21 protein-coding genes are annotated in these 18,089 nt (G+C 35.8%); 16 read left to right on the top strand and 5 right to left on the bottom strand.

Going from position 1 to position 18,089, the window contains the following annotated elements; translation table 11 throughout:
- Positions 1 to 67: 67 nt before the first annotated feature.
- Positions 68 to 1,003: a heme A synthase gene (gene ctaA / locus BG05_RS12175; RefSeq protein WP_002014781.1), complete on the bottom strand. Its 936-nt coding sequence runs from the start codon at positions 1,001 to 1,003 to the stop codon at positions 68 to 70.
- Positions 1,004 to 1,500: 497 nt separating this feature from the next.
- Here ctaA and cyoE point away from each other — a divergent pair, with 497 nt between their 5' ends.
- The 6 genes from cyoE to ctaG all read left to right on the top strand — a co-directional run bounded on the left by cyoE (position 1,501) and on the right by ctaG (position 7,409).
- Positions 1,501 to 2,424 carry a heme o synthase gene (gene cyoE, locus BG05_RS12180; protein WP_002033731.1) on the top strand — a complete coding sequence of 308 codons (924 nt, stop codon included), beginning with the start codon at positions 1,501 to 1,503 and terminating at the stop codon, positions 2,422 to 2,424.
- Between the two features lie 93 nt (positions 2,425 to 2,517).
- On the top strand, positions 2,518 to 3,567 hold the full coding sequence (coxB, locus tag BG05_RS12185; RefSeq protein WP_002088304.1) for a cytochrome c oxidase subunit II: 1,050 nt from the start codon (positions 2,518 to 2,520) through the stop codon (positions 3,565 to 3,567).
- A gap of 60 nt (positions 3,568 to 3,627) precedes the next feature.
- Positions 3,628 to 5,463, top strand: a complete 1,836-nt coding sequence (gene ctaD / locus BG05_RS12190) for a cytochrome c oxidase subunit I (protein WP_002014777.1) — start codon at positions 3,628 to 3,630, stop codon at positions 5,461 to 5,463.
- On the top strand, positions 5,463 to 6,086 hold the full coding sequence (gene ctaE, locus BG05_RS12195; RefSeq protein WP_000557861.1) for a cytochrome c oxidase subunit III: 624 nt from the start codon (positions 5,463 to 5,465) through the stop codon (positions 6,084 to 6,086). The genes ctaD and ctaE overlap by 1 nt, the downstream gene beginning before the upstream one ends.
- Positions 6,087 to 6,089: 3 nt before the next feature.
- On the top strand, positions 6,090 to 6,422 hold the full coding sequence (gene ctaF / locus BG05_RS12200; RefSeq protein WP_002014776.1) for a cytochrome c oxidase subunit IVB: 333 nt from the start codon (positions 6,090 to 6,092) through the stop codon (positions 6,420 to 6,422).
- An 81-nt stretch (positions 6,423 to 6,503) separates the two neighbouring features.
- Complete coding sequence (ctaG, locus tag BG05_RS12205) at positions 6,504 to 7,409, top strand: cytochrome c oxidase assembly factor CtaG (RefSeq protein ID WP_033708188.1); 906 nt, start codon at positions 6,504 to 6,506, stop codon at positions 7,407 to 7,409.
- 36 nt (positions 7,410 to 7,445) lie between these two features.
- On the opposite strand, the gene BG05_RS12210 is transcribed toward ctaG, so the two are convergent.
- Positions 7,446 to 7,811 (bottom strand): YugN family protein, encoded by a 366-nt coding sequence (locus tag BG05_RS12210; RefSeq protein WP_002014773.1) that lies wholly within the window; start codon positions 7,809 to 7,811, stop codon positions 7,446 to 7,448.
- A 207-nt stretch (positions 7,812 to 8,018) separates the two neighbouring features.
- On the opposite strand from BG05_RS12210, the gene BG05_RS12215 reads away from it, so the two are divergent.
- The 6 genes from BG05_RS12215 to BG05_RS12240 all read left to right on the top strand — a co-directional run bounded on the left by BG05_RS12215 (position 8,019) and on the right by BG05_RS12240 (position 11,534).
- The gene (locus BG05_RS12215; protein ID WP_002128869.1) at positions 8,019 to 9,053 is read left to right on the top strand and encodes a CAP domain-containing protein; all 1,035 of its coding nucleotides are present in this window, start codon (positions 8,019 to 8,021) and stop codon (positions 9,051 to 9,053) included.
- 173 nt (positions 9,054 to 9,226) lie between these two features.
- Complete coding sequence (gene ylbD / locus BG05_RS12220) at positions 9,227 to 9,664, top strand: YlbD family protein (RefSeq protein ID WP_002088296.1); 438 nt, start codon at positions 9,227 to 9,229, stop codon at positions 9,662 to 9,664.
- A gap of 11 nt (positions 9,665 to 9,675) precedes the next feature.
- Positions 9,676 to 9,921: a YlbE-like family protein gene (locus BG05_RS12225; protein ID WP_002014770.1), complete on the top strand. Its 246-nt coding sequence runs from the start codon at positions 9,676 to 9,678 to the stop codon at positions 9,919 to 9,921.
- A 77-nt stretch (positions 9,922 to 9,998) separates the two neighbouring features.
- Positions 9,999 to 10,571: a histidine phosphatase family protein gene (locus BG05_RS12230; protein WP_002014767.1), complete on the top strand. Its 573-nt coding sequence runs from the start codon at positions 9,999 to 10,001 to the stop codon at positions 10,569 to 10,571.
- A gap of 116 nt (positions 10,572 to 10,687) precedes the next feature.
- The gene (locus BG05_RS12235) at positions 10,688 to 11,140 is read left to right on the top strand and encodes a YlbF/YmcA family competence regulator (protein ID WP_002128868.1); all 453 of its coding nucleotides are present in this window, start codon (positions 10,688 to 10,690) and stop codon (positions 11,138 to 11,140) included.
- 127 nt (positions 11,141 to 11,267) lie between these two features.
- On the top strand, positions 11,268 to 11,534 hold the full coding sequence (locus BG05_RS12240) for a YlbG family protein (protein WP_002088292.1): 267 nt from the start codon (positions 11,268 to 11,270) through the stop codon (positions 11,532 to 11,534).
- Between the two features lie 55 nt (positions 11,535 to 11,589).
- Here BG05_RS12240 and BG05_RS12245 read toward each other — a convergent pair whose 3' ends face one another.
- Positions 11,590 to 11,979: a DUF7147 family protein gene (locus tag BG05_RS12245; protein ID WP_002014762.1), complete on the bottom strand. Its 390-nt coding sequence runs from the start codon at positions 11,977 to 11,979 to the stop codon at positions 11,590 to 11,592.
- 529 nt (positions 11,980 to 12,508) lie between these two features.
- Between BG05_RS12245 and rsmD the strand changes: the two genes are divergently transcribed.
- The gene (gene rsmD / locus BG05_RS12250; protein WP_001266992.1) at positions 12,509 to 13,075 is read left to right on the top strand and encodes a 16S rRNA (guanine(966)-N(2))-methyltransferase RsmD; all 567 of its coding nucleotides are present in this window, start codon (positions 12,509 to 12,511) and stop codon (positions 13,073 to 13,075) included.
- Positions 13,072 to 13,563 (top strand): pantetheine-phosphate adenylyltransferase, encoded by a 492-nt coding sequence (gene coaD / locus BG05_RS12255; protein WP_002128865.1) that lies wholly within the window; start codon positions 13,072 to 13,074, stop codon positions 13,561 to 13,563. Before rsmD ends, coaD begins: the two co-directional genes overlap by 4 nt.
- On the opposite strand, the gene ylbJ is transcribed toward coaD, so the two are convergent.
- Complete coding sequence (ylbJ, locus tag BG05_RS12260; protein WP_002033736.1) at positions 13,555 to 14,784, bottom strand: sporulation integral membrane protein YlbJ; 1,230 nt, start codon at positions 14,782 to 14,784, stop codon at positions 13,555 to 13,557. The genes coaD and ylbJ overlap by 9 nt on opposite strands.
- A gap of 112 nt (positions 14,785 to 14,896) precedes the next feature.
- On the opposite strand from ylbJ, the gene BG05_RS12265 reads away from it, so the two are divergent.
- Complete coding sequence (locus BG05_RS12265) at positions 14,897 to 15,688, top strand: patatin-like phospholipase family protein (RefSeq protein ID WP_002088284.1); 792 nt, start codon at positions 14,897 to 14,899, stop codon at positions 15,686 to 15,688.
- Complete coding sequence (locus BG05_RS12270) at positions 15,681 to 16,706, top strand: SepM family pheromone-processing serine protease (protein WP_002088283.1); 1,026 nt, start codon at positions 15,681 to 15,683, stop codon at positions 16,704 to 16,706. Before BG05_RS12265 ends, BG05_RS12270 begins: the two co-directional genes overlap by 8 nt.
- Positions 16,707 to 16,732: 26 nt before the next feature.
- On the opposite strand, the gene BG05_RS12275 is transcribed toward BG05_RS12270, so the two are convergent.
- Positions 16,733 to 17,914, bottom strand: a complete 1,182-nt coding sequence (locus BG05_RS12275) for a nucleotidyltransferase (RefSeq protein ID WP_002014755.1) — start codon at positions 17,912 to 17,914, stop codon at positions 16,733 to 16,735.
- Positions 17,915 to 18,089: the final 175 nt, after the last annotated feature.

Genomic DNA, 18,089 nt, shown 5'->3' on the forward strand with positions numbered 1-18,089 from the left:
GCGAAAGCAGCTCTTTTTTGTGTGTAAATAATACCTTGCCGAATTGGCAAGGTATTAAAGTTTTACTTTATTTTGTTTGCTTAGAAGTTGATTCAGTTTCTTTTGCATTGACTGTACTTCTTGTACCTATCATAACTAAATAGCATAGTACAGCAAACAGGCAAGAAATGAAGAGCGAATGTAATAATGCCATTGCTAAACTAGCATTTGTAAATACGACTAAAATCCCTACTATAGCTTGAAGTGTAACAAGGATAAATGAAATAATCCATCCCCAGTATACTACACGCTGCTGCTTGTAATGGCGAATAGCGATAATCATCGCATATAGTATCCAAGCGAAAATTAACATCGCTGCAACTCTATGTCCCATTTGAACCCACTCATGTAGTTGAGTTGGCATAGGTCTATTTTTGCTACATAAAGGGAAGTCTGGACAGGCTAAGGTAGCTCGTTCGTGACGTACTAAAGCTCCTGTGTAGACAACGATATAACTGTAAATTGTTACACCATAAATATGAAATTTCATTTTTTTGTCCATAATAAGTGAACGTGCATCAAATTTCTGATCAATTTCAAAAATAAGACACGTTAACAAGATGACAGAAGCAAATGAAATTAAGGAAATACCGAAATGAATAGCTAATACAGCAGGCATTTGACCCCAAACAACCGCCGCCGCTCCCATTAATGCTTGTGCAACTAAAAATACGAAGGATAAAATTGCTAACGTCTTTGTTTCGCGCACATGTTTATAATATTTCCAGGACAAGATACAAAGAAGAGTAACAAGGATTCCTGCTGATCCAGATGTTAAGCGGTGACTTAGCTCAATAATAGTCTCCATTGATAAATTAGATGGAACAAATTCACCGTTACAAAGAGGCCATGATTTGCCGCATCCTTGGCCTGAACCCGTTTTTGTAACTAAAGCGCCTCCTAGTAAAACTACTAATAAATCGAGACTTGTAATGACTGCTAACCATTTAATAAAGCGTTGCAATCTCTTTCACCATCTTTCTGCTATGAAGTTATTGCGAAATATTTTCATTCCATTATGTATAGAATAAAACGTGCTACAGTCCTATGATATATAAAAAATAATAAAATAGCAAAGAAATGGAGGGCGAGGACAACGTACGTATTATAAAGAAAAAAATGGGATTTAAAATACATATTTTAGGAGGAATTTAGGCTATTTTGAAAAGAAATGGGGAGAATACATGCTAAATATGACAAAATAGTTTATTATAGAAGATAACATCATGTTATGATAAGGATAAATTAGAATAAAGTTTTTTAATGTTCGACACAAAAAGTTCATGTTTTCTTCACAAAATGTTCGGGAAATGTGATTTAATATATTGGAGTATGGGCGTAGATTAGTAGTAGAATGGGTTAACAATATTTCTACTGTAATAATATTGCTATATAGAAGCGAAATATTTCACATGAAATATATGCTTAGAAAGATGATAGGTTTAAGAGGGGGTTAAAGTGATGAACCATGCAACAAGTGAGCTGCATGATGAGTCAGCTGTTTCAATTGTACCGGAAACAACTCGGTTACAAGATTTATCAGCGCTCGTTAAAATGGGGATTGTAAACTCAAATACACTTACTGTATTTACAGGATTTTGGTTGGCTTTACATTTTAATGGATTGAGTGTTATGGACAATCTAGATAAGTTATTTTTCACAATCGTTGGTTCGGCATTAATTATGGCAGGGGTATGTTGTTTAAATAACTACATTGACCGAGATATCGATCCATTAATGGAAAGAACAAAAAACCGTCCAACGGTAACAGGTAAATATAAACCTGGCTTTGCACTTGCATTTGGACTTGTAATTTTACTTCTTGGCTTTGCATTTTTATTACTTACTACACCGATGGCAGTGTTAATCTCATTTATTGGTGCCTTCACATATGTTGTTTTATATACGTTATGGACGAAGAGAAAATATACGTTAAATACTGTTGTAGGTAGTATATCAGGAGCAGTTCCACCTTTAATTGGATGGGCGGCAATTGATCCGTCTTTAAATCATCCAATTGCTTGGATGTTATTTTTAATTATGTTTATTTGGCAAATCCCACATTTCCTCGCATTAGCGATGAAGCGTGTTGATGAATATCGAAATGCAGGAATCCCAATGCTTCCTGTTGTACAGGGATTTGATATTACGAAACGTCAGATTATGATTTGGACAGTATGTTTATTACCACTACCATTTTATATGAGTGGACTTGGAATAACATTCATGGTAATTGCAACATTGCTTAACATCGGATGGATCGCATTAGGGCTTTATGGCTTCCGTCAGCAAGATGACATCAAGTGGTCCGTAAAAATGTTTGTTTATTCCCTGAATTACTTAACAATCTTATTTGTGTCAATGATTGTAGTTACATTCTTCTAAGACAACGACATGATTGGATTTCTTTACGTTGAGATTTACTTTACTTAACTATAAAGTACAATCTAATTCACAAAGAAAGTGGGGGTTGTTTGTATGAAGAAACAGTGGCGACTGCTTTCGTTCGTTTCACTGCTGGCTTTACTGTTAGGGGGATGCGGTAAAGCTTTTCAGTCTACTTTAATTCCGCAAGGGGAAGTAGCAAAAATGCAATATGATTTGCTCTTACTAGCGAGTGCAATCATGGTAGGAGTAGTACTTGTAGTTACTATTATTTTCTTATATGTAATTGTGCGTTTCCGACAAAAAAAGGGTGAGGAAGATTATATTCCAGAGCAAGTTGAAGGAAATCACAAACTAGAAATTATATGGACAGTCATTCCGATTATTCTTTTGTTAATCTTGGCTGTTCCGACTGTTACATATACATTCAAGCTTGCTGATGTAAGTGCGATGGAGAAAAAGAATATTGATAAAGATACTATCGTTGTTGATGTAACAGCGAATCTTTATTGGTGGGAATTTTCTTATAAATCAGAAAAAATAGTAACTTCTCAAGATTTAGTTATCCCCACAGGTAAGAAAGTGTATTTGAATTTGAAGGGTGCCGATATTAAACATTCGTTTTGGGTTCCATCTTTAGCTGGGAAAATGGATACAAATACAGATAATGTAAACAAAATGTGGTTAAAGGCAGATAAATCGGGCACTTATAATGGTTTTTGTACAGAATTTTGTGGCCCATCACATTCTTTAATGCAGTTCAAAGTGAAAGCTCTGGATGAAAGCGAGTACAAAAAGTGGCTTGCTGACATGAAGAAGATTGATGGAAAAAAAGAAGTAGCTTCTACAAAGGCGCAAGAGGGTCAAGAAATATTTAATAAAAGCTGTATTGGTTGTCATGCAGTTGGATCAAATGATAGTAGACCACCTTCTGCTCGTATCGCACCGAACTTAGCAAACTTCGCAGATCGCGATATGGTTGCTGGTATTGCCGAAAATAATGAAGAGAACTTAAAAAAATGGCTCAAAGATCCTGAAAATATGAAACCAGGTAATAAAATGACTGGTAAATATGGCAACTTAACGGATGATCAAATTAATGCATTAAATGCATATTTACAAACGTTAAAGATTGAAAAATAAAGAGGGATCATTTGCGAAGGGGAGGTTGAAAACGTGAGTTCTGTAGCAAAAAAACAGGGGATGGGTGCTGTCATATGGGATTATTTAACGACAGTAGACCATAAAAAGATTGCCATTCTCTATTTAATTGCAGGTGGATTGTTTTTTGTAATAGGTGGAATAGAAGCACTATTTATTCGCCTGCAGTTAGCGATTCCTAACAATGCTTTTCTTGTTGGGGATGCTTATAATCAAGTATTAACGATGCACGGTACAACAATGATTTTCCTCGCAGCTATGCCACTCGTGTTTGCATTTATGAACGCCGCTGTACCACTTCAAATTGGAGCACGTGATGTGGCGTTCCCGTTTTTGAATTCGCTCGGATTTTGGTTATTTTTCTTTGGTGGATTATTTTTAAATTTAAGTTGGTTTTTAGGAGGAGCGCCTGATGCAGGGTGGACATCGTATGCATCTTTAGCTTTAGCCTCTAAAGGACATGGTGTTGATTTTTATGTACTCGGCTTGCAAATATCAGGTATTGGTACATTAATTGGAGGTATTAACTTCCTTGTTACAATTATTAATATGCGCGCGCCAGGGATGACGTACATGCGCATGCCGATGTTTACATGGACAACATTTGTAACATCTTCACTTATTTTATTTGCATTTCCACCATTAACTGTAGGATTAGGACTTTTAATGTTAGATCGTTTATTTGGCACAAGTTTCTTTAATCCGGCACTAGGTGGGAACACGATTATATGGGAGCATTTATTCTGGATCTTCGGTCATCCGGAAGTATACATTCTTATACTCCCAGCTTTCGGAATATTCTCAGAAATCTTCGCCACATTTTCGAAAAAACGATTATTCGGTTATTCCTCTATGGTGTTCGCGACAGTATTAATAGGGTTTTTAGGATTTATGGTATGGGCGCATCATATGTTTACTGTTGGTCTTGGGCCTGTTGCAAATGCTATCTTCTCGGTTGCAACAATGGCGATTGCAGTTCCAACGGGTATTAAAATATTTAACTGGCTCTTTACAATGTGGGGTGGAAGTATTAGGTTTACAACACCAATGATGTGGGCGGTAGCTTTTATTCCATCCTTCGTTATGGGTGGAGTTACAGGTGTTATGCTTGCTTCTGCACCAGCTGATTATCAGTTTCATGATAATTATTTCGTAGTAGCACACTTTCATTATGTAATTGTTGGTGGTGTTGTATTTGGTTTACTTGCAGGTGCGCATTATTATTGGCCACTTATGTTTAATAAAGTATTAAATGAAACATTAGGTAAGATAACATTTTGGTTATTCTTTATCGGTTTCCATTTAACATTCTTTATTCAGCATTTCCTTGGATTGATTGGTATGCCACGTCGTTACTACACATATCTTGAGGGCCAAGGGTTGGAAATGGGGAATATGATTAGTTCTATCGGAGCTGTGTTTATGGCTCTTGGAACGATTGTTCTTTTATTCAATGTAATAAAAACAACGGTATCAAAAGAGAAGGCTGGCCGTGATCCATGGGATGGACGTACATTAGAATGGACAATGCCAGCACCTACACCGGAATACAATTTTAAACAATTGCCATTTGTTCGCGGGTTAGATCCGTTTTGGATTGAAAAACGTGAAGGTAATAAAGAGATGACAGCAGCGGAACCAGTTGGTGATATTCATATGCCAAATGCTTCATTTTCACCATTTATCATTTCTCTAGGCTTATTCATAGCAGCATTCGGTGCGATGTATATGCAGGGTGGCAAAGATAAATTTTGGTTATTAGTAGCGATTATCGGTTTAATCATTACGTTTGGTACAATGTTCCTTCGTTCAGTAATTGATGATCATGGATATCATATTCATAAGGAAGATTTAGATGATAAGGGGGGCAAGGCGTAATGCATGTAGATGAGAAATTAACGAATGAAACATTTCCAGCAGAGCCTGAAAAAGCAACCCTTGAGGGGAAAAATAAGTTTGTTGGTTTTTGGTTATTTCTTGGAGGCGAAACAGTGTTGTTCGCTTCCTTATTTGGCACATATTTAGCGTTAAAGAACTCTACAAATGGTGGACCAACATCTCAAGAGATGTTTCAAATGCCACTCGTTTTCATTATGACGATGCTTTTGTTAACAAGTAGTTTAACGAGTGTATACGCAATGTATCATATGAAAAATTTTAACTTTAAGAAAATGCAACTTTGGTTACTTGTAACAGTGTTGCTTGGCTTAGGATTTTTGGGGTTTGAAATATATGAGTTTTATCATTATACGCATGAATTTAAGCATACTATGAGAAGTAGTGCATTTGGTTCTGCATTTTATGCTCTTGTTGGTACACACGGGCTCCACGTGTTGTTTGGGTTATGTTGGATTTTAACATTAATCTTTAGAAACGCGAAGAGAGGCTTAAATTTATACAACGCACCAAAGTTTTATGTTGCATCAATTTATTGGCACTTTATTGACGTAGTTTGGGTGTTTATTTTCACTGTAGTATATTTGATGGGAATGGTGGGATAAACAATGGCGGTTAAGCAAACGAATAATCCTAAGGTGGATCTTGTTTATCGGAAGAGAAAAAGTGCAGAGGAAATGAAGCACCAAGTTGTTACATTTTCACTAATGATTTTTTTAACATTAGTTGCATTTGCAGCGGTGGCATATCCGAAAACATTTAGCCCGATTTTTTCGGTTCCATTTATATTATTGTTAGCAGTCATTCAAGTTATATTTCAGTTATATTATTTCATGCATATGAGTCATAAAGGGCATGAAGCGGCGAGTTTCTTCTTGTACTCTGGATTGTTAATTGGTTTATTAACAATATTAGCCTTTATGACAATTGTGTGGATTTAAACAGTGATAGTAGGGGGCTCTGATATATCAAAGCCCTCTTTTTATATGAAATATAAGAATTTTGAAAAGGTAGGTGTGGAAATGGAAAACTTATGGGTATTTGGTTTTCAAGCTTTATGGAGTCCAATTTTTTTATTATTTATGATCTCGATTCTTATTAGTTATTTTTTAATTATTGGACCGTATAGAACGCGATTTGAAAATGCGACGAAGGTAAGTAAGAAGCAAATTTTTTATTTTACGACCGGGATTGTTCTTTTGTATGTTGTAAAGGGAGGACCTATTGATTTAATTGGTCATATCATATTTAGTGCACATATGTTTGAGATGGCAGTAATGTATATTGCGGTGCCTCCGTTATTACTGCTTGGTATACCTGTTTGGTTATATCGTTATATTACTTCTTTTAAGTTCGTTCAAATTGTGATAAAGTTTTTTGCTAAGCCGCTTATTGCGTTGTTTGTATTTAATGGCCTGTTTTCCTTTTATCATTTGCCAATTGTTTTTGATGCAGTAAAACAAAGTCAAATAGCGCATCCTATTTGCCTTGCTATATTGTTTTTTGCAGCAATGATGATGTGGTGGCCGATGTTAAATCCACTGCCAGAATATCAAACTTTAAGTGATATTAAGAAGCTTGGTTACATGTTTGCTAATGGTATTTTATTAACGCCAGCTTGTGCGTTAATAATTTTTGCGACTGCACCATTATTTGCAACATATACAGATCCGGCCGCTTGGATGAAGGCAATGGAACTCTGTGTACCGGCGGGTACTTTATCAGATTTAAATATAACTGGACCAGAATTTTTACATTGGATGCCGGTAGTACAAGACCAGCAAACAGGTGGTATTATTATGAAAATTGTCCAGGAAATAGTGTACGGTACGATTATCGGTTATGTGTTCTTTAAATGGGCACGTAGAGAGCGTGAAAAGGATAAAGAGCAGCTGCAAGAGTTACCTCCTTATTTGCAGACGAAATAAAAACTAGCGCATCGTGTTAATGCGCTAGTTTTTTTGTTATTCAATAATTTGAAATTCTTTTAACTCTTTTTCAATATTTTGTAGGAGTTGTTCGCTTTTTTGAAGTACATTCGTTGGAAAAATCTCATCATCGCCATATTCAACGCCATGAGGATAATAATGTTTTCCTAATAAGGGTGGCAATAGTTTTACTTGAGCGTGTCTGCCGCCGATGTCACCTTCAACAGCAAATCCTTGTACACGTAAATAATAAATATCCTTTAATATTTCAAATTTATAATCATATGTAACGCGTTCGTAATCCCATTGTCCGGCAAGTACAAAATGATTGTTTTCCATAATCTCAGTTAAAAGAGTTAGATCAACGACTGCATCAGTAAAGTTTGTATTTGTAAATTGCATAGAATACCTCCTTATTTTAATGTTAGTTCATTATTTTTATAATAGTACGAATAATAAGAAAGTGCAATTCGTATTGCGAGAAAAGGGATAATCCAGACTTTTTTCGTGAAAATATGATATAGTGAAAAGAGTACGGTACACACAAAAAAGGAAAAAAAAGGATTTGTGTATATCTCGATTTTATGCTTTGTTCAGGAGGTATATCGTTTGAAGAAATTATTGCGTATCGTAATGATTACATTTTTAATTTTAGCTGTTGATTTATACGGGAAGTTACTCGTGTCACAATATATATTAACCCCATCTCACTCTAAGCAAGAAAATAAAATTGTGAAAAAGAAGAAGCAAGTAAATGAAGAATCCACAGACACTGTTTTAAATATGATCGGTGGGGACTCTGAGAATTTATTAGCGAAGTGGGGCGAACCATCTCGAATAGAGCCGTCTGCTTATGGATATGAATGGTGGGTGTATAATCAAGATTTAGCTCAGTATGTTCAATTTGGAGTTGCTGAACGTAAAGTTGTAACGGCGTATGTTGCTGGTGAGCAAGTTAAGGTGGCTCCCTATTATATAAATGAAAAGTATGAAGAGGTATATAAAAAGAATCCACTTTCACATGAGATTTCATTAAAAAGAGGAAAGAATAGTTATCAATTTGAGTTATCTGATACGGAAGTAATGGAACAACCGCTAGTACCTGTAGAAGATGGATGGGCACAATTATACTTTGATCACTTTACACATGAGCTTGTTGGTCTTCGTTATATGGATGATGAAACGTTATTACGACAAAGACCATATCAACTTGTTTATTCAGGTGAATTAATAGCGGAACAGCCGCTGACGCCAGAAAAAATGAAGCAAGTAGAAAATGGAAATATGCAACAAATTCTCGATTTAACAAATATTATTCGGAATCGTCATCAATTACCGTTGTTAACGTTGGATCAACAAACTGCAGATGTTGCGTTTGGCCATAGTAAAGATATGAAGGATAATAATTATTTTTCACACGATTCACCTACTTTTGGTACGTTAGGAGATCGCTTGCAACGTGGGCAAGTGGCTTTTCAACTTGCTGGTGAGAATATAGCGGCGCAACATAGCGATGGAATTGCGGCGGTACAAGGTTGGTTAAATAGTGAGGGTCACAGAAAGAATTTATTAAATGAGCAATTTACTGGATTAGGTGTTGGGGTATATGATAAATTTTATACTCAAAACTTTATCCGAAAATAAAATGAAACTTTAATCAGTGGGGGCATCCTTCAATGATTATTAGCCTTCACCAATCGGGCTTTAACTGTCCACAAATAGGAAGATAAAAAGGTGCATGAATCGTCTAAAAATAGGCGAACCATGTGCCTTTTTTTTCTTACAATATAGTAGATATACATGAAGAGGTGAGGATTATGCCAACAACAAAAGGGCCGTTACATCCATCGGTTCAACAGTTTAAAGAGTTTGTAAACCATCACCCTAAAATGGTTCATGAGGTTAGAAGTGGTCAAAAAACTTGGCAGCAATTTTATGAAGAATGGTACTTACTTGGTGAAGAAGATCAAATATGGACAGCATATAGACCTGATGGAGCACCTGCTTTTTCTTCGGTAAAAGAAAATAAAGAAGAAAAAGAAAATCGAACAGAAGAGGAAAAAACTGCTGATGTGATGGGGCAAATGCTTTCTTTCTTTAAAAAGCTAGACGTAGAACAAATGCAACATCATTTAGCAAATGTAACGAGTGCGATTGGTAGCGTGCAACAAGTTATTCAACAATTTCAAGGAAACCGTGCGCAGCAAGAACAAAGTACTTCTGAAAATAATCCTTTTTTCTTTCAAAAGGATTAGGGGGAAAGAGAATGAGAGCAGAGCTTATGGAGTTTATAAAAGCTGATGAGGATTTAGCTCGCTATATTCGGGAACAGCCATACTGGTACCGGAAATTGACGCGTAACCCAGAAGAAAAAGAAGCTTTTGAGCTAGCTGCCATGCAGCATTTCAAAAAAACGATACCAGATAAAGTGGAAAAATTTCAAAATCAATTGGCCGTTGCTTCAATTATGATTGATATGTTCCAGTATATGAAGCAGCAAAATACGACGTAATTGGAAGGGAAAACTATGTCCGTTATGCAAAACTTTTGTTACAATAGAATCGGATTATTTAAAAAAGGAGTTGCAGCATGACGGAAATTTGTTTAGTACGACATGGACAAACTGATTGGAACTTTCAAGAGATTATTCAAGGGCGCGAAGATATTCCACTCAATGAAGTTGGGAAGAAGCAAGCGAGTCAAAGTGCAGCTGCCTTGCAAGCGGAATCGTGGGATATAATTATAAGTAGCCCGTTAATTAGAGCGCAAGAAACAGCTAAGGAAATTGCTGGGGCTATTGGATTACCATCTATTTTATTAGATGAGCGATTTATGGAACGTAATTTTGGGGAAGCTTCTGGGAAACCAGTTGCGGCCGTTAGAGAGTTAATTACAGAAGGTAATGTAGAAGGAATGGAGCAGGATGAAGAAATTGTAGAGCGCTGTTTTACGGCTTTACAACAGGTTGCAGCAGCACATGGAGATAAACGTATTATCATTGTTGCGCATTCACATGCAATAAAAGCTATTTTACACGCAATTGCACCAAATGAAATTACATTTAAAACGCCGTTAAAAAACGCATGTATTAGCTACGTGAAAGAGAATAGCGGGAAATGGGATGTTCTTAAATATAATATTGCGGAGCATATTAGTGTATAAGAGTGCAAGGAGATTGTATGAAAAGTAATTAGAATCATATCTTTCTTTTAGGTGAGACACTTCAATTAGTAGTTCTGTTCCAAATGTGTTATGATGAATACTCGGAGGTGTCTCTCATGATTGTAGCGACGCTGGAAAGCGTATTGATTTTAGATAAGGCAGAGCAGCTTGCAAAAGCGATCATCTGTTCAGATATAGCAGAAGATTATCGTAAGTATTATAAGGATTTACAAGAAGATATAGAAGTTCAGACGCTAATTCAGCAATTTACAGCGATGAAAGAGCGATACGAAGAAGTGCAACGTTTTGGTAAATATCATCCTGATTATACTTTCGTTTCGACGAAAATGAGGGAATTAAAGCGTTCTGTAGATATGCATGATAAGGTTGCGACCTTTAAAAGAGCAGAAACAACTTTACAGAAGTTATTAGATGAAGTTAGTGTAGCAATTGGTTCTGAGGTGTCTTCTTCCGTTAAAGTTCCAACAGGAAATCCGTTTTTTGATGCGGGTGGCTGTGGCGGTGGTTGTGGTACCGGAGGCGGTTGTGGTTGTAAAAAAACGGGGTAATTTACCCCGTTTTTTAGAATATAGAAGAAAACGTATACAGAGTTTGTTCTTTAATGTCATAAATTTATGATTGGTTTTCATAAAATATAAGAATATAAGTTTTTAAAAGGAGAAGATGGAGAAGATTATGTTCGGGCAACGACAAAGTATGATTGTTTATTTACATTCATTGAAACATGCCAAGATTTTAAGGAAATATGGTAACATTCATTACATATCAAAACGTTTGAAATATGCCGTTGTATATTGTGATATGGAACAAATTGAGCATATGATGCAAAAATTGAATAAACTTCCTTTTGTAAAAAAAGTAGAACAGTCGTATCGCCCATTTTTAAAAACGGAATTCGAAAATTCGCGTCCTGATCGGGCAAAAGAATACGATTATAGCTAAGTAAAAAAATCCCCTGCTAAATTTAGCAGGGGATTTTTTTACTTGAAATAACGTGTTATTTCATTGGAGGAATGAAATTGTTCATTCGTAAAATACCAATTAGATGATTAAAAAATAGTTCTTTTTCAGGGAAAGTTGTTGATGGTTTTACAGTAAAGGGAGTAACTTTTTTCCCTATTTGTTCCGCCATTTCTTCAAATAAAACGACACGTTTACTTTTTTTATTTTCAAGTACAGGAATGCCTTCACGACATATGTATAATGGTTGGAAATCACCAGTAGTTGTCGGTTTTAGTATTACAACAAGTGAACACACTTTTTTTTCGTTTTTTACAGTTTCGAATTGTAACATATGTGTTACACGTTCTTGGTTTGTTTTGGCAATTTCAAGTAATTCATATAAGTCAGAGTAGCCTTCTCCGAGTTCTATAAAGCGTTGAATCATATTTTTTCCTCCTCTTTCTTTTACTGTACCACCTGACTTTTTAAATGAAAAGTAGACAAATAAAAAAACCCTGCAAAGCAGGGCCCTTCTAATACTAGTATGTACTACTAGTAAGAAGGCAAAGGGAGAGGAGAAACCGGAGGAAGAACTTATGGGGAAACGTAAGTCTTCTCCGCGGTTGGCAACAACATCGAAAATGATGTTGTTATATTTATTTATGTCCAATCTAAAATGAAGATATACATAATGAAATTAAAATTTATGTTAGGCTTTTTATTTTTCTTTTTTTTATTTTATGATAGGATAAAAAAGGTAAAGTGGAACTGATGTACATAGAGGGTTGTTGCTTGCAAATAGTGAAATGGATATGAAAGAAATAGCGAGCGATTATTTTAACTGAGGTTTTCAATTAGTTAAATAACAGATTAATGAAAAAATGTATGAAATAGTATGAATCGGTAGCGGTTACCGAATTGAAATGAATTTGCTGTAATCGCTCTATAGATTGAAATAAAGGTAGTGACAACAGATGAGAGTAGTTTCAGGAAAATGTAAAGGGCACCCACTTAAAGCGGTACCTGGTAATACAACGCGTCCAACGACAGATAAAGTGAAAGAATCTATTTTTAATATGATAGGTCCTTATTATGATGGTGGTATCGCTCTTGATTTATTTGGTGGTAGCGGTGGTCTTGGAATTGAGGCCATAAGTAGAGGGATTGATAAAGCGATTTTTGTTGACCGAGATAGTAAAGCGATAAAAGTCATTCATCAAAATTTAGAAAGCTGTAGACTACAAGAACAAGCTGAAGTGTACCGAAATGATGCAGAGCGTGCGGTAAAGGCGCTTATAAAGCGTGAAATATCATTCGATCTTATACTAATAGACCCTCCATATAAAGCTCAAAAAATTGTGTCTTTAGTTAGTGTAATGGATCAACATGGATTGTTAAATAAAGATGGCATCATTATGGCAGAGCATGGGGATGACGTGGTTTTACCTGATTCTATAGGAGAGCTTGTAAAAGTACGGGCAGAAAACTACGGGATTACAGCAATTTCGATTTATAAGTATGAAGGTGAGGGGACAGAATGACAAGTATAGCTATTTCTTCAGGGAGTTTTGATCCAATTACCCTTGGACATTTGGATATTATTAAAAGGGGAGCAAAAGTATTTGATGAAGTATATGTAGTTGTTTTAAACAATTCATCAAAAAAACCATTCTTTTCGGTAGAAGAACGCCTAGAGTTAATTCGAGAGGCGACAAAGGATATTCCGAATGTAAAAGTTGATTCACATAGTGGATTATTGGTGGAATATGCAAAAATGCGTAATGCAAATGCAATATTACGTGGTTTGCGAGCAGTTTCTGATTTTGAATATGAGATGCAAATTACTTCAATGAATCGAAAATTAGACGAAAATATCGAAACTTTCTTCATTATGACAAATAATCAATATTCATTTTTAAGTTCAAGTATTGTGAAAGAAGTTGCGAGATATGGTGGGAGTGTAGTAGACCTTGTTCCTCCGATTGTAGAGCGTGCTTTAAAAGAAAAGTTTAAAACCCCGTTAAAGTGAACGGGGTTTTTCTTTATGAATGCGTAAAAACAATAAGATGACATACAAATATAAACAAAATAAGGTGAAGATTGGTCCGTAGTGTATAAATGATGTCCAAATATCAGTTAGTGTATAAGAATGATTCAATAAAAATACGGGAAGATCTTCTTGCGTAGGCGAGAAAGAATGAACTTTTTCATAAAATGGTCCCCAAAATATAAAAGTGAAAATAGGAGCGAGAATACTTTGGATAATTCGAGCTAAAAAATATGGTTTAAAGCGGATATCTGTCTCCGCTAATATGCTTGCTACTTGTGCCTGAATAGAAAGACCGCTAAATGCTAAAATGAAGCTTGTTACCATCGCTTGTTGAAGAAGTGTTGATTCATTAATTTGACTAATCATTTGGCTTCCAAGCGTCATTTCAAAAATACCGGATAATATCGGAATACTAAATTGGGATGTAAGTTGGAAGAATGATAAAATATGTTGCATAATAAAAGAAAGCGCTTCTGTAATTTTGAAAACAGTAATCATTTTATTTAAAACAGAGAATAAAATAATAAACCCACCAATCATGAGCAATGTTTGAATAGAAGAAACGATAGCGTCACCGAGTAGTTTTCCGATTGGTCTTTTTTCTTGCATACGTGTTTGGTGGAGGATGGAAAAAGGGTTTTGAAAGGCACGCTTTTGATTCGTATGTTTGTCTTTTATGTAAGTATCGTTATTACCATAAAAGCGCATAAGTAATCCGACGATAAAGTTACTTATATAATGTGCTGCTGCTAATACGAGTCCTAATTTCGGATTATTGAAAAAACCAATAGAAACCGCTCCGAAAATAAAAAGTGGATTAGAAGAATTTGTGAAAGATACGAGTCGTTCCGCTTCAATTTGTGTTAGTTGATTGCTCTTGCGTAGTCTAGCGCTTAATTTGGCGCCAGCGGGGAATCCTGAAGCCATTCCCATTGCCCAAACAAATCCGCCTACCCCTGGAACACGAAACAGTGGACGCATTAGTGGTTCTAATATAACACCGATAAATTTTACAATACCAATACTGATTAGAAGTTCCGCAATGATGAAAAACGGTAGTAGTGAAGGGAATACAACTTCCCACCATATATTTAACCCGCGAATTGAAGCTTGCAAAGCATCTTGGGGGTGAAGTACAAGAGAAAAGGTTAAAAATAACATTGATATGGTAAGAAAAGCAGTTTTCCATTTTTCGTACATGTAAGAAAATCCCCCTTTGTCCCAAAAACGTTCATTTCAGTATACGTGGATATGTGGTGAATTTAGACCATAAGTATGAAAAAGGAATGAAAAAAATTAAAGGGTGAGAAAAATGAAGGAACCAAAAATCGGTTTAGCGCTTGGATCCGGAGGTGCAAAAGGTTTTGCTCACATAGGGGTAATAAAAGTGTTGAGGGAAGCTGGCATCCCTATTCACATGATAGCAGGTAGTAGTATAGGGGCATTAATTGGTACATTTTATGCAGCGAGTTGTAACGTTGAAAGACTGTATAAATTGGCAGCTGTTTTCAAAAGGAAATATTATTTGGATTTTACAGTTCCTAAAATGGGATTTATTGCTGGAAAACGTATTAAAGATATGATTAAAATGTTTACATATAATAAAAATTTAGAAGAGTTAGATATCCCGACAGCTGTTGTGGCTACTGACATTTTGAAGGGGGAGAAAGTTGTTTTTACAAGTGGTCCGATTGCGGAGGCGGTTCGAGCTAGTATATCTGTACCAGGGGTGTTTGTTCCAGAAAAAATAGATGGCCGCTTATTAGTGGATGGAGGGGTAATTGACCGTATTCCAGTATCGGTTGTAAAAGATTTAGGTGCTGATATTGTTATTGCTGTTGATGTATCTCCAATTAAGGTGAATGGAGAGGTTACATCGATTTATGATGTAATTATGCAAAGTATTGAAATTATGCAACATGAACTTGTGATGAATCGGCAAATAGCATCAGATTTAATGATGCGGCCAGCAGTGGAACAATTTAGTTCGCGTGCTTTTACACATATTGAAGACATTATTAGGGTCGGAGAAGTGGAAGCGGAAAAACATATTTCAAACATTTATTTACTAATTGAGCAGTGGAAGGAGAAACATAATGTTTAAGCGTTTTCGGTTTATATATGCAATTTTAATAGGGGTTATATTGGCGATGCTACTTGTTTATGTGCGCTTGCCGTATTATGTGACAAAACCAGGTATGGCCGCGAAATTAGCGCCGTACGTGCAAGTTGACGGTGGAACTAAAGAGTCTGGCGATTTCATGCTTGTCACTGTCTCAATGGGACCTGCTAATGTGGTGAACTTAATAGCCGCGCAATTTAATAAATATACACACGTTTCGAAGGCGGAAGAAATATTGCAAAAAGGCGAGAGTGATGAAGAATATCAATTTCGCCAAAATTATGCAATGAAAGATTCGCAAAATGCAGCAATCTATAATGCTTATAAACGTGCAAATCGCTCTGTTTCTTTTGAAAATAAAGGTGTACTGGTTGCTGGTGTAGCAAAGGGTATGCCGTCAGAGGGAAAGCTTAAGCTTGGAGATGTTATTATAGCTGTCGATGGAAAAATATTCGACAAGACGGAACAATTTATTGAGTATATGACAGGGAAAAAAGAAGGGGACACAGTAAATATTGAATACAAGCGGGGCGGAAAACAGTTTAAAGAAAATTTAAATGTAAAGACGATCCCTAATGGGAATGGACGCGTCGGTATAGGGGTCTCTATCGTTACAGAAAGAGAGTTAGTAGTAGATCCGAAAGTGAAAATCGATTCCCATGAAATAGGCGGTCCATCAGCGGGGTTAATGTTTACACTAGAAATTTATAATCAGCTCGTTGAAGAAGATTTAACAAACGGACATGAAATTGCTGGAACAGGTACAATCAATGATAAAGGAGAAATTGGTCCAATTGGTGGTATTCAGCAAAAAGTAGTAGCTGCTAGTGATGCGGGAGCTGAAGTGTTTTTTGCGCCAAATGAAAAAGGTGTAGAGAAATCGAATTATAAAGATGCTCTTGAAGCTGCGAAAGATATTAAAACGAAGATGAAAATTGTACCGGTGGACACACTGGATGATGCATTAACTTATTTGGAAAAAATGGGTAAAACAAAGTGAACCTCTCTGAAGAAGAGAGGTTTTTCTTATAGGAATTTTTTCGTTATTTCATCATAACGAATTGGATGATGCGTTGCGTCTTGTTTTAGCAGTTGTGTCCGCAAAGGTTCTTGCATTATGGAGAAATATACAGCATTTGATTTTCGTTCTATATCTAAAGTTGGATGTTCGAATGTTTTTGTATGAGTAAGGATTGGGAGTTCTATTTTTTTCTTATTTCTAGAAAGATAAGTTTGTCCTTTTTGTGACATTCCGAGAAGACGGATATACGGCGCATGTTGCTCTATATTTGCTTTGTGTATTTCTTCCTTCGTTGTATTTGTTAAAATATGTGTACAAGCTCTTTGCAATCTAGTCCATGTATAACGTTTTGTTTTTAATGCTTCCATGAATGAATAGAAAGATGAACTGTTTTGTATTTTTGATAAAATACGATGCTCTAAACCTTCTTCCATTTCATATATATGTTGTAAGTCCTCTGAAGACATCGTCATAAGTTTGTATTTAAAAAATGAAAAGTATTTTTCCCAGTTATGTAACGTCCCGTAGTTTTGCTTGTAGTTTTCTAAAAGAGAAGCAGTCATTTTCGGGATAAAAGGCTCAATAGTTGTAGAGGAACTGTTTTCATTAAATAGCTGTTTGCGAATACTTGTTGCACTTGCAATATGTTGATCGTGAAATGTTTCATCATGATAATGAGAGGCGAATCTTTTTATAGTTTGTGCTTGCATCGAACTGTTTTGTAAGAGAATTGCTTTAATGTACTGTAAGCCTAAAATGTTATTTGGTTGTGACATATCTACGTTTTTTTCGGGTGGTAAGATGTGTAGAAAGGCTTCAGATGTAGCTTTTGCATAACTATTACCTGCATTCATAAATTGCTTCACAAGACGATTAAAAGTCTCTTCTTCATTTTTTTGTATAGCGATGGTATTGTAGAAATTTTCAGCTTGTCCATCTTCACTACCGAAACAAATTTCAGAAACACCAAGGGCGTTTAAAATCGAAATTGCGCCATTTGCGAAAGTTTCGGCCTTTTGTGTTGCGAATGCATATGGAAGCTCTACAACGAGGTCTACGCCGTTTGTTAAGGCCATTTTGGTACGATACCATTTGGAGATGAGTGCGGGCTCACCACGCTGCAAAAAAGGACCACTCATAACGGCGATAATAATATCAGACTGTGTTAACTTTTTTGTTTGTTGCACATGATAAGCATGACCGTTATGAAAAGGGTTATATTCAACAACAATACCACTGGATTTTATGGTAATCTCTCCTTTCGATGTAGCATCTTTTTGGAAAACGTGATAGTCTATATATTATTTCCTATGATGACTTCATTATAGTGTAAAGAAAAAACATTGACAAATATAAAATGGC

This window comes from Bacillus mycoides, assembly GCF_000832605.1.
Classification (GTDB): domain Bacteria; phylum Bacillota; class Bacilli; order Bacillales; family Bacillaceae_G; genus Bacillus_A; species Bacillus_A mycoides.

Coding starts and splice junctions, on each gene's coding strand:
- ctaD (WP_002014777.1), top strand. CDS start 3,628: ATGGGTGCTGTCATATGGGATTATTTAACGACAGTAGACCATAAAAAG.
- coxB (WP_002088304.1), top strand. CDS start 2,518: ATGAAGAAACAGTGGCGACTGCTTTCGTTCGTTTCACTGCTGGCTTTA.
- BG05_RS12230 (WP_002014767.1), top strand. CDS start 9,999: ATGACGGAAATTTGTTTAGTACGACATGGACAAACTGATTGGAACTTT.
- ctaE (WP_000557861.1), top strand. CDS start 5,463: ATGCATGTAGATGAGAAATTAACGAATGAAACATTTCCAGCAGAGCCT.
- BG05_RS12265 (WP_002088284.1), top strand. CDS start 14,897: ATGAAGGAACCAAAAATCGGTTTAGCGCTTGGATCCGGAGGTGCAAAA.
- BG05_RS12270 (WP_002088283.1), top strand. CDS start 15,681: ATGTTTAAGCGTTTTCGGTTTATATATGCAATTTTAATAGGGGTTATA.
- cyoE (WP_002033731.1), top strand. CDS start 1,501: ATGAACCATGCAACAAGTGAGCTGCATGATGAGTCAGCTGTTTCAATT.
- rsmD (WP_001266992.1), top strand. CDS start 12,509: ATGAGAGTAGTTTCAGGAAAATGTAAAGGGCACCCACTTAAAGCGGTA.
- ylbJ (WP_002033736.1), bottom strand. CDS start 14,784: ATGTACGAAAAATGGAAAACTGCTTTTCTTACCATATCAATGTTATTT.
- coaD (WP_002128865.1), top strand. CDS start 13,072: ATGACAAGTATAGCTATTTCTTCAGGGAGTTTTGATCCAATTACCCTT.
- BG05_RS12235 (WP_002128868.1), top strand. CDS start 10,688: ATGATTGTAGCGACGCTGGAAAGCGTATTGATTTTAGATAAGGCAGAG.
- ylbD (WP_002088296.1), top strand. CDS start 9,227: ATGCCAACAACAAAAGGGCCGTTACATCCATCGGTTCAACAGTTTAAA.
- BG05_RS12210 (WP_002014773.1), bottom strand. CDS start 7,811: ATGCAATTTACAAATACAAACTTTACTGATGCAGTCGTTGATCTAACT.
- BG05_RS12225 (WP_002014770.1), top strand. CDS start 9,676: ATGAGAGCAGAGCTTATGGAGTTTATAAAAGCTGATGAGGATTTAGCT.
- BG05_RS12245 (WP_002014762.1), bottom strand. CDS start 11,979: ATGATTCAACGCTTTATAGAACTCGGAGAAGGCTACTCTGACTTATAT.
- BG05_RS12240 (WP_002088292.1), top strand. CDS start 11,268: ATGTTCGGGCAACGACAAAGTATGATTGTTTATTTACATTCATTGAAA.
- ctaG (WP_033708188.1), top strand. CDS start 6,504: ATGGAAAACTTATGGGTATTTGGTTTTCAAGCTTTATGGAGTCCAATT.
- ctaF (WP_002014776.1), top strand. CDS start 6,090: ATGGCGGTTAAGCAAACGAATAATCCTAAGGTGGATCTTGTTTATCGG.